Origin of the sequence: Metabacillus fastidiosus NBRC 101226, assembly GCF_001591625.1 — a bacterium.
GTDB lineage: Bacteria > Bacillota > Bacilli > Bacillales > Bacillaceae > Metabacillus > Metabacillus fastidiosus.
Genome location: NZ_BCVG01000143.1, coordinates 1 through 8,123, shown reverse-complemented (window position 1 = coordinate 8,123; position 8,123 = coordinate 1). Strand labels below are relative to the sequence as shown.

At 35.3% G+C, this 8,123-nt stretch carries 5 protein-coding genes and 2 riboswitches; all 5 genes read left to right on the top strand.

Annotated elements, in window-relative coordinates:
- The first annotated feature begins 174 nt into the window (after nucleotides 1-174).
- The 5 genes from BFA01S_RS19855 (at nucleotide 175) to BFA01S_RS19835 (ending at nucleotide 7,896) form a co-directional block, all read left to right on the top strand.
- On the top strand, nucleotides 175-1,137 hold the full coding sequence (locus tag BFA01S_RS19855) for an AAA family ATPase (RefSeq protein WP_066235040.1): 963 nt from the start codon (nucleotides 175-177) through the stop codon (nucleotides 1,135-1,137).
- A gap of 83 nt (nucleotides 1,138-1,220) precedes the next feature.
- Nucleotides 1,221-2,342 (top strand): DUF58 domain-containing protein, encoded by a 1,122-nt coding sequence (locus BFA01S_RS19850; RefSeq protein ID WP_218011648.1) that lies wholly within the window; start codon nucleotides 1,221-1,223, stop codon nucleotides 2,340-2,342.
- Entirely contained in the window at nucleotides 2,339-4,492 is a 2,154-nt protein-coding gene (locus tag BFA01S_RS19845; protein WP_066235034.1) for a transglutaminase TgpA family protein, read from the top strand. Before BFA01S_RS19850 ends, BFA01S_RS19845 begins: the two co-directional genes overlap by 4 nt.
- A 33-nt stretch (nucleotides 4,493-4,525) precedes the next feature.
- A riboswitch (purine riboswitch) is annotated at nucleotides 4,526-4,630 on the top strand.
- 81 nt (nucleotides 4,631-4,711) lie between these two features.
- Nucleotides 4,712-6,253, top strand: coding sequence for a glutamine-hydrolyzing GMP synthase (gene guaA / locus BFA01S_RS19840; protein ID WP_066235031.1), 1,542 nt, complete (start codon nucleotides 4,712-4,714; stop codon nucleotides 6,251-6,253).
- Between the two features lie 81 nt (nucleotides 6,254-6,334).
- Nucleotides 6,335-6,436: riboswitch (purine riboswitch) on the top strand.
- A gap of 134 nt (nucleotides 6,437-6,570) precedes the next feature.
- On the top strand, nucleotides 6,571-7,896 hold the full coding sequence (locus BFA01S_RS19835; protein ID WP_066235028.1) for an NCS2 family permease: 1,326 nt from the start codon (nucleotides 6,571-6,573) through the stop codon (nucleotides 7,894-7,896).
- The last annotated feature ends 227 nt before the right edge of the window (nucleotides 7,897-8,123 follow it).

The window sequence follows — 8,123 nt, the reverse complement described above, 5'->3', positions numbered from 1 at the left end:
CTGATAGAAGTTTCACTTTATATGTCGTTGTAAAGCTCCTTTAAGTTCGGCTCACTATCATAAAAACTCCTGCTGATCATAGTATAATTTTTCCATCCTATGTAAAAAGACTTTCTCAGATGATTAATCATTGTATAATAGGAACTAGATTAATATCGTACTAGGAGGAAGAAGATGGTTCATACAGAAGTGATGCACCCGGTGCTTAAGAGAGTAATAGATAATATTGAAAATGTGATGGTTGGCAAAAGGGATGTGTCTGTATTAAGCCTTGTTGCACTTTTAGCGAATGGACATGTTTTGTTAGAAGATGTACCAGGGGTCGGTAAGACGATGATGGTTCGTGCACTTGCAAAATCCGTTGGTGCTGATTTTAAAAGGATTCAATTTACACCTGATTTATTACCGTCAGATGTAATTGGTGTATCTATTTATAACCCAAAAGAAATGGAATTTGAATATCGTTCCGGTCCAATTATGGGCAATATCATATTAGCAGATGAAATTAATCGGACTTCTCCGAAATCGCAGGCAGCTTTATTGGAAGGAATGGAAGAAGGAAGTGTTACTATTGATGGGGTAACAAGACCCTTATCAAGACCGTTTTTTGTTATGGCAACACAAAATCCAATTGAATTTGAAGGAACATATCCTTTACCAGAAGCACAGCTTGACCGCTTTTTATTTAAATTAAAGATGGGTTATCCTTCAATAGATGAAGAGATTCAAGTGCTTTCTTTAGCAGAAAAGGAGAAACCAATTTATCAAGTAGAAGCTGTTATTACAAAAGAGGAGTTAACCCGGTTCCAGCTGGAAATTCATGATGTGTATGTTGATGAGGTTATTAAAGAATATATTGTTAATCTCGTAACAGAAACGAGAAATCATCCTTCAGTTGCTTTAGGTGCAAGTCCTCGTGGATCAATTGCTTTAATGAAAGCAGCACAAGCATATGCATTTTTATATGGGAGAGGTTATGTTATCCCGGATGATATTCAATTTTTAGCACCTTACACACTTTCTCACCGTATTATTTTACGGTCAGAAGCTAGGTTTGAAGGGAGAATGGCGGAACATATTGTTCAAGATATTATAAAAATTACGGAAGTGCCTGTGCAAAGGTCGCTGAGTCGTTAATGGAAAAATTGATTAGCAAATTAAAATATAGTTGGAAGTTATTTTGTCTTTTGCTGTTAACAGTTGTTGTCTTTTGTTACGCAATGTTTCAGGGTGGTTTTGTCAGCTGGTTTTTATTTTATAGTTTTTTACCTTTTGCATGCTACTCTCTTATTCTATCTTTCTATCCGTTACATCATTTTCAAATTGAAAGATCGATTAATCAAGAGCAGTTTTCTATTGGAGATACATTTCAGGCTAAAATTATAATTAGGCGCAAATTTCCCTTTCCGTTATTTTATCTCATTGTAGAAGATATAGTTCCTTATAAACTAAGAGAAAGTGAATCTGAAGATGAATCGAAAAAAATATTATTTCCTTGGTTTAAAAAAACAATCACATATGAGTATAAATTATTAAATGTTCCTCGTGGAGAACATGTATTTACAGCTATTCGTCTTAAAACTGGTGATTTATTTAGTCTGATTGAAAAAGAATCCTTCTTTCATCTTGAAAGTAGCTTTCTTGTTTATCCAAAATACATTAATCTTGATCAAGTTAAGCAAGTTGGAAATGTGGAACAAGGGAGTACGGGTACTGCGAGAAGCTTTTGGGAAGAGACAACTATAGCGGTTGGGGTAAGGGATTACCAGCCGGGAGATCGCTTTTCATCGGTTGATTGGAAAGCGACTGCTAGACGCGGCTCTATTATGACGAAAGAATTTGAACAAATGAAGAGCACAGATGCCGTCGTAATAATGGACAGGAGTAAAACAGAGAAATTTGAATTAGTCGTAATATTTACTGCATCCATTATTCGTGCGCTTATTAAGAATAATGTAAATGTTGGTCTTGTTTCGGCAGGCAGGGAAGAAGCTGCTTTTCCTTTACAGTCAAATGAAAAACATTTAAGAGATATATTCTGCCATCTTGCAAAAGTAGATTGTGATAGTGAACGATCATTAGCAGCAGTATTAAATGAAAATATTAAATGGGATGAAAGAAAAGCTAGAAATATAATTATTACAGCGCATATAACAATTGATTTAGTGAGAAAGCTTGAATATTTATCAACCTATTCATTATATGTAATAAAAGAAGAGGGAGAACAGACGACGATTGAAGAACAGGTTATGCTAGAGCGATTAATGAAGCGTCAAGCAACAATAAAAATTATTTATGAGGGACGTTTCCATGATGGGTTTAAAGAGGTGAATAGTAGATGAGGTTTAAAGAACAGAATCCAAGTGCTTTCATTTACTATTTTTTTGCATTTCTTTTATTATCAGAGTGGCTTAGTCCATTGCAAAAGTTTACTGATACGGCAAATACTTATATTTTTATGCTCTTTATCGGTGTAAGTTTTTTATTAACTTTCCTAAGAATAAAATGGTTTGTCGTTTTTCCTATTAACATTTCTATAATTTTATATTTTTTGTACGACATATACTATAAAGATCATTATAATGGAAGTTCATGGATAGGCCAGTTTCTGGAAGAGATTGTTCATAATACAGATTTAATTCGTCATACGATGTTGAATGATATGACATCGCCGTTTCGAACGATGTTATTTTTTATTCTGCTTTGGCTATTAGTTTATTTGATTCATTATTGGATCGTTTATCAAAGAAAAATTCTATTCTTTTTTCTTATTACGATTATTTATATTACTGTTCTTGATACATTTACCCCTTATGATGCAACGTTTGCGATTATTAGAATCGTTTTAATTGGTTTCTTTATGATTGGTTTACTATCTTTTGACCGCCTTAAGGAAATGGAAAGATTAAAGGTAGGACGTTTCGTAAGCTTTCGCTGGATATTACCTTTATTCTTCTTTATCGCCATTTCTATTGTGGTCGGATTATTAGCACCGAAATCGGCACCACAGTGGCCAGACCCTGTTCCTTATTTTAAAGCTTATGGACAGAATATAGAAAATAACAATATTTCAGGTGTGAAGAAAATCGGTTACGGGACAAATGATGAAAAACTTGGCGGTGCTTTTGTAGCAGATAATACCGAAGTTTTCAGTCATATGTCAGAGGATCGACATTATTGGAGGGTTGAAACAAAGGATGTTTATACGGGTAAGGGATGGGAAGTATCCGGCTCTGATGCAGATGAAATCAATTTAGCAGATATTAACTATAATATGGGCTGGATAGAGGATGGAGTGAAGAAAGAGAAATTCTCATCAACTGTCAAAATAAATAAAAGTTATTCGCATTCACATATTATTTATCCTTTTCAGTTGAAGAATATTTCTACTAATTCATCTGTTTCATACTATATCAATCCAACTACAGAGTTAATTACAGCAAAATCGGATGGAAGAGAACAGCAGTTATCGGAATATCTTGTTGATTATGAAATACCACGATATGATGTAAAGGAACTTGAAAAAGTAACACAGTCAGAAAATGAGCGTTATACCCAGCTCCCGGATTCATTGCCAGACAGGGTGAAGAAGTTAGCTGAAAGTGTTACGGCTGATAAACATGACCAATTTAGCAAAGTTAGGGCAATTGAAAATTTCCTCGGTTCTTCGGAATTTAAATATGAAACGAAGGATGTTGCTGTTCCAAAAGGGAACGAGGATTATGTTGACCAGTTTTTATTTGAGACAATGCAAGGCTACTGTGACAATTTTTCAACATCTATGATCGTTCTCTTACGTTCGGTTGATATTCCTGCCAGATGGGTGAAGGGATATACTGAAGGAGAGTTTCAACAAATATCCGAAGGGAATTTGAAGCAATATAAAGTAACGAATAATAATGCTCATTCCTGGGTGGAAGTTTATTTCGATGGAATTGGATGGGTTACATTTGAGCCGACAAAAGGCTTTTCAAATCCATATGATTTTACTTATAATAGTGAAAGAACGAATGTAACAGGAGAAGAAGAGAAGAAAGAAGAGCCTAGTAAACAGGAACAGTCACAAGAAAACAAGGAAAAAGACAGTTCTGAAAATAAAAGCTTACAACTTTTTTCTATCCGGTTCGGCAATCTCATTCTTTATATTTCGATTATTTTAATTGGGGTATTTGTATTGATTTGCTATAAAAAGAGAAGAATATGGCTATCAAAAATAATTATCTCTAAATATAAAAAAAGAAGAGATGATGAAGTGTTTTTTAAAGCGTATAATGCGTTGTTAAAGCAGCTTGAAAGGTCAGGTTTAAAGCGTAATAAAGGCCAGACACTTCGTGAATATGCGATTATTGTTGATCATTATTTTAATAATGACGATATGACTAAATTAACAGCCAATTACGAAAGAACTCTGTATCATCATGCGAGTGTTAAAGACACATGGGACGAGTCTGCAGAGATATGGAAAAATTTAATTAAGCGAACAGCATCTTGACCTATGTTTCAGAGATTGTTAGAATAATGAGATTGTATAGTGAATAAGCACCTTCATATATACTAAGGGAATATGGTCCTTAGAGTTTCTACCGGGTTTCCGTATAATAACCTGACTATGAAGGCAGAATAGGTATATGCTTAGCTAGAATTCTGCCTTCTTTTCATGAGAAGCATAATTCTAGCTTTTTATTTTATCCGACTAATGGAGTGATTTAATATGTCAAGCATTAATAATGAAATCGTTGTTGTACTGGACTTTGGAAGTCAGTACAATCAATTAATTACACGTCGTATCCGTGAGTTTGGTGTATACAGTGAGTTACATCCACATACACTGACGGCTGAAGAAATTAAGGCAATGAATCCAAAAGGGATTATTTTGTCTGGCGGACCTAACAGTGTTTATGGGGAAGATGCTTTCCATTGTGATGAAAAGCTTTTCGATCTAGGCATTCCGGTTCTTGGAATTTGTTATGGTATGCAGCTTATGACGCATACATTAGGTGGAAAGGTAGAACCTGCAAACCATCGTGAATACGGAAAAGCAGAGATTAATGTACAAGAAGGTTCAGGACTATTTGCAAACTTGCCTAAAGACCAAACTGTTTGGATGAGCCATGGAGATCTTGTGGCACAAATTCCAGAAGGCTTTGAAGTGGATTCAACTAGTGTTTCATGTCCTTATGCGGCAATGAGCGATAAAAAACGTAATTTCTATGGTGTTCAATTCCATCCGGAAGTACGTCATTCTGAATACGGTAATGATATCCTTAAAAACTTTGTATTCGGTGTGTGCGGCTGTGCAGGAAATTGGTCAATGGAAAACTTCATTGAAGTTGAGCTTGATAAAATTAGAAAAACAGTTGGGGACAAGCAAGTACTTTGCGCATTAAGCGGTGGTGTTGACTCTTCAGTAGTTGCGGTACTTATCCATAAAGCAATTGGTGATCAGTTAACATGTATTTTCGTTGATCATGGTCTTCTTCGTAAAGGTGAAGCAGAAGGTGTTATGAAAACATTCAGCGAAGGCTTCAATATGAACGTTATTAAAGTCGACGCAAAAGAACGTTTCCTTTCTAAACTTGAAGGTGTATCTGATCCTGAGAAGAAGAGAAAAATTATTGGTAATGAATTTATTTATGTTTTTGATGATGAAGCAACGAAATTAAAAGGAATTGACTTCCTGGCACAAGGTACGCTTTACACAGATATTATTGAAAGTGGAACAGCGACAGCACAGACAATTAAATCCCATCATAATGTTGGCGGATTACCTGAAGATATGCAATTTGAGCTTATCGAGCCTTTAAAAACATTATTTAAAGATGAAGTGCGTGCGCTTGGAACAGAACTGGGTATTGCAGATGATATCGTTTGGAGACAGCCATTCCCAGGTCCTGGTTTAGGTATTCGTGTATTAGGGGAAATTACAGAAGAGAAATTAGAGATCGTTCGAGAATCAGATGCGATTTTACGTGAAGAAATTAGAAATGCAGGCTTAGAACGTGATGTTTGGCAATACTTCACAGTGCTTCCGAATATCAGAAGTGTTGGTGTAATGGGTGATGCAAGAACATATGACTACACGATCGGTATTCGTGCTGTTACTTCTATTGATGGAATGACTTCTGACTGGGCAAGAATTCCTTGGGAAGTACTAGAGAAGATTTCTACAAGAATTGTAAATGAAGTAAAACATATAAATCGTGTTGTTTATGATATTACGAGCAAGCCACCAGCAACAATTGAGTGGGAATAAAACACGAACAAAACGAACGTTTTTTAATAAAAACGTTCGTTTTTTATTGACGTTTAAGTTACTTACCTGCTAGAATCAAGAGAGAAAATTGTCAAATTACGTCGTATAATGTTGGGGATATGGCCTGAAGGTTTATACCGAGCTACTGTAAACAGCCTGACTGTGAGTTATTAATATTGAACTCCTACTCTATGTCAAGCGCTCTAGTATTGATTGGAGCGTTTTTTATATGAAATCATATCTCAATTATATTTTAATTTTGTCTATATTTAACCCTTCATTAGCGCAATTTATTAATTAAGGAGGAATAAACGATCATGAAGAAATATTTTATGTTTGACGAATTAGGTACGAACTATCGTCGTGAAATAATCGGTGGTCTAACGACGTTTTTATCAATGGCTTATATTTTATTCGTTAATCCTACTATCCTATCGCTTGGAGCGATCGCTGATTTTCCAGCAGAACTGAGAATGGATACAGGAGCTGTATTTGTTGCTACTGCACTTGCTGCTGCTGTAGGCTCAATTATAATGGGGGTTGTTGCTAAGTATCCGATCTCTCTAGCACCAGGTATGGGATTGAATGCATTTTTTGCATTTACTGTTGTCCTTACTTATGGTATTCCGTGGCAAACTGCACTTGCTGGTGTGTTCGTTTCAGGAATTATTTTTATTCTACTCACTTTAACAGGCATAAGGGAAACGATTATTAATGCGATACCCGCTGAGCTTAAATATGCAGTTGGTGCTGGTATCGGTCTGTTTGTTACGTTTGTAGGCTTTCAAGGAGCAGGAATTATCGTAAAGAATGATGCGACGTTAGTGAGCTTAGGAAGTTTTCATGATGGAAAAACTTTATTGGCGATTTTTGGTATTGTTATTACAATTATTTTCATGCTTCGAGGTTTTAAAGCTGCAATTTTCTACGGGATGGTTGCTACTGCAGTAGTTGGTATGATCTTTGGATTAATTCCATTCCCGGATAAAATAATTGGTTCTGTACCAAGTATAGCACCTACTTTTGGACAAGCTGTAATCCATTTTAATGATATTTTTACATTACAAATGCTAGTGGTTATTTTAACATTTTTATTTGTTTCTTTCTTTGATACTGCCGGTACACTCGTAGCTGTTGCTACTCAAGCGGGATTGATGAGAGATAATAAATTGCCGCGTGCTGGAAGAGCGTTGTTCGCGGATGCTTCTGCGTCAACTATTGGAGCAGTTTTAGGTACATCTACGACAACTGCATTTGTTGAATCTACTGCAGGTGTTGCTGCAGGTGCAAGATCTGGCTTTTCATCTATCGTTACAGCGGTATTGTTTTTATTAGCGCTGTTCTTTTCTCCATTACTAGGTGTTATAACAGTTCAAGTTACAGCGCCTGCATTAATTATTGTCGGTATTTTAATGGTGTCTAATTTGAAAAATATTGATTGGAATAGATTAGAGATTGCAGTGCCGGCGTTCTTTACAATTATTATGATGCCACTTTCTTATAGTATTGCAACAGGGATTGCTTGTGGTTTCTTATTCTATCCGATTACAATGCTATTAAAAGGGAAGGCGAAAGAAGTTCACCCTATTATGTATGGACTATTCGTTATCTTTATTCTATACTTTGTGTTTATTACTCATTAAAATTGAATTAGTTAAGATAAAGAGAGGCAATGATGGAGATTGCCTCTCTTTTTTTATTTAGACTAGGGAATTTATTTGAATTTTTATATTGACTTGTAGAATACATGATGATATATTATTAGAAGTCACTTCGAAACACCAAGTGATTGAAAATAAATTTTAAAAAAGTTATTGACTCTTTGAAATTTATTTGATAAGATAGTAAAGTCGCTTATAAAGCGTACTGA

What these genes read in the sequence shown, in the direction of transcription:
- BFA01S_RS19855 (WP_066235040.1), top strand. Translation starts at nt 175, where the DNA reads ATGGTTCATACAGAAGTGATGCACCCGGTGCTTAAGAGAGTAATAGAT.
- BFA01S_RS19845 (WP_066235034.1), top strand. Translation starts at nt 2,339, where the DNA reads ATGAGGTTTAAAGAACAGAATCCAAGTGCTTTCATTTACTATTTTTTT.
- BFA01S_RS19850 (WP_218011648.1), top strand. Translation starts at nt 1,221, where the DNA reads ATGTTTCAGGGTGGTTTTGTCAGCTGGTTTTTATTTTATAGTTTTTTA.
- guaA (WP_066235031.1), top strand. Translation starts at nt 4,712, where the DNA reads ATGTCAAGCATTAATAATGAAATCGTTGTTGTACTGGACTTTGGAAGT.
- BFA01S_RS19835 (WP_066235028.1), top strand. Translation starts at nt 6,571, where the DNA reads ATGAAGAAATATTTTATGTTTGACGAATTAGGTACGAACTATCGTCGT.